1 protein-coding gene is annotated in these 572 nt (G+C 33.0%); it reads left to right on the plus strand.

Going from position 1 to position 572, the window contains the following annotated elements; all coding sequences use genetic code 11:
• A partial coding sequence (locus tag JMA43_RS13940; RefSeq protein WP_342157318.1) for a hypothetical protein occupies positions 1-434 on the plus strand: 434 nt, incomplete at its 5' end.
• Between the last annotated feature and the right edge of the window lie 138 nt (positions 435-572).

Genomic DNA, 572 nt, shown 5'->3' on the forward strand with positions numbered 1-572 from the left:
CCGTTGTAAACCATATGAAGAAAATTACGTTACATAGACCTAAAGAGAGTTTCAACAAAAACTGTTCGTATGAAATACAGATTGGAAAAAAAACTCTGACTGAACTGAAAAACGGAGAAGAAAAAATTATAGAAATACCGAATGAATTTAGGGACGAAAGGTTGAAAGCGAAAATTCAATGGTGTGGTAGTGAAGAAATGGAATTGCGGAATTTAACCGAAAATGAGAAAATAATTGTTAGCGGAAATAAATTTCTCAACAGAAAACTTCCACTTTTCGGAGCAATGTTTCCTTTAACAGGAATAATGATTTTTAACACAAACAATATAATTTCAAAAAATATTGGAATTGGAGTCTTAATATTGTTTCTTATTGGACTTGTTGGATCATTAACAATCGGAAAAAATAAATGGTTGAAATTGGAGAAGGAATAAAAATACGGTTTACAACAATGTATAACCTCAATTACGGCGGATTCGACTACGTCAGAATCCACTCGGAATTGCTAACGACAGTTCTGAACCGAAAAACTTCGTATATTTATCCGTAACTGACGGTTATACGACCCGTTG

The sequence above is a fragment of the Joostella sp. CR20 genome (genome assembly GCF_038433465.1).
In the GTDB taxonomy this organism is placed as follows: domain Bacteria; phylum Bacteroidota; class Bacteroidia; order Flavobacteriales; family Flavobacteriaceae; genus Galbibacter.